This is a genomic window from Natronococcus sp. A-GB7, from assembly GCF_029688865.1.
GTDB lineage: Archaea > Halobacteriota > Halobacteria > Halobacteriales > Natrialbaceae > Natronococcus.
Genome location: NZ_JARUKV010000071.1, coordinates 1 through 1,440 on the forward strand (window position 1 = coordinate 1; position 1,440 = coordinate 1,440).

The 1,440-nt window shown below is 57.2% G+C and carries 1 rRNA gene; it reads left to right on the plus strand.

The features are described 5' to 3' along the window. Positions 1-1,296, plus strand: a 23S ribosomal RNA gene (locus QA609_RS24610); the annotation flags it as partial. Positions 1,297-1,440 lie beyond the last annotated feature (144 nt).

Consider the following 1,440-nt stretch of genomic DNA (forward strand, 5'->3'; position numbering starts at 1 on the left):
AAGAGAGGTCAACCCAGAGCCCGTGAAAAGGCGAGCACACTGTCCGTACCGAGATCCGACACAGGTACTCATGGCGGCGAAAGCCAAGGTCTGTCGGGAGTAACCGACGTTAGGGAATTCGGCAAGTTAGTCCCGTACCTTCGGAAGAAGGGATGCCTGCCCCGCAAAGGGGCAGGTCGCAGTGACTCGGACGCTCCGACTGTCTAGTAACAACATAGGTGACCGCAAATCCGCAAGGACTCGTACGGTCACTGAATCCTGCCCAGTGCGGGTATCTGAACACCCCTTACAAGGGGACGAAGGACCCGTTAACGGCGGGGGTAACTATGACCCTCTTAAGGTAGCGTAGTACCTTGCCGCTTCAGTAGCGGCTTGCATGAATGGATCAACGAGAGCGTCACTGTCCCAACGTTGGGCCCGGTGAACTGTACGTTCCAGTGCGGAGTCTGGAGACCCCCAAGGGGAAGCGAAGACCCTATAGAGCTTTACTGCAGGCTGTCACTGAGACGTGGTCGCCATTGTGCAGCATAGGTAGGAGCCATTACACAGGTAGCCGCGCTAGCGGCCCACCGAGGCATCATTGAAATACTACCCGATGGTGACTGCGACTCTCACTCCTGGCGGAGGACACTGGTAGCCGGGCAGTTTGACTGGGGCGGTACGCGCTTGAAAAGATATCGAGCGCGCCCCAAGGTTTCCTCACCCGAGTCGGAGACTCGGGAAAGAGCGCAAGAGCAAACGGAAGCCTGACAGTGTCCGGCACAACGACGGACGCTGACGCGAAAGCGTGGTCTAGCGAACCAATCATCCTGCTTGATGCGGGAGATTGCTGACAAAAAAGCTACCTTAGGGATAACAGAGTCGTCACCCGCAAGAGCACATATCGACCGGGTGGCTTGCTACCTCGATGTCGGTTCCCTCCATCCTGCCCGTGCAGAAGCGGGCAAGGGTGAGGTTGTTCGCCTATTAAAGGAGGTCGTGAGCTGGGTTTAGACCGTCGTGAGACAGGTCGGCTGCTATCTATTGGGGGTGTTACGGTATCTGACGGGAACGTTCGTATAGTACGAGAGGAACTACGAATGGGTGCCACTCGTGTACCGGCTGTTCGAGAGAGCACGTGCCGGGCAGCGACGCACCACGGGGTAAGAGCTGAACGCATCTAAGCTCGAAACCCACCTGGAAAAGAGATACCACCGAGATCACTCGTAGAAGACGAGGTCGATAGACTCGGGGTGTACGCGCCAAGGCAACGAGGCGTTGAGCCCGCGAGCACTAACTGATCGAGCCACACATTCATAATTCGCATTCGGATCACAGTACCCGCGAACGGGTCCGGACGCAAACTGGACTACACGTACATTACGGTCTCAGAGAGGCCACCGATTACGGTTTGACGACGGTTCGAGTCCGTCGATCGGCATTCAGGCGGCCACAGCGGCG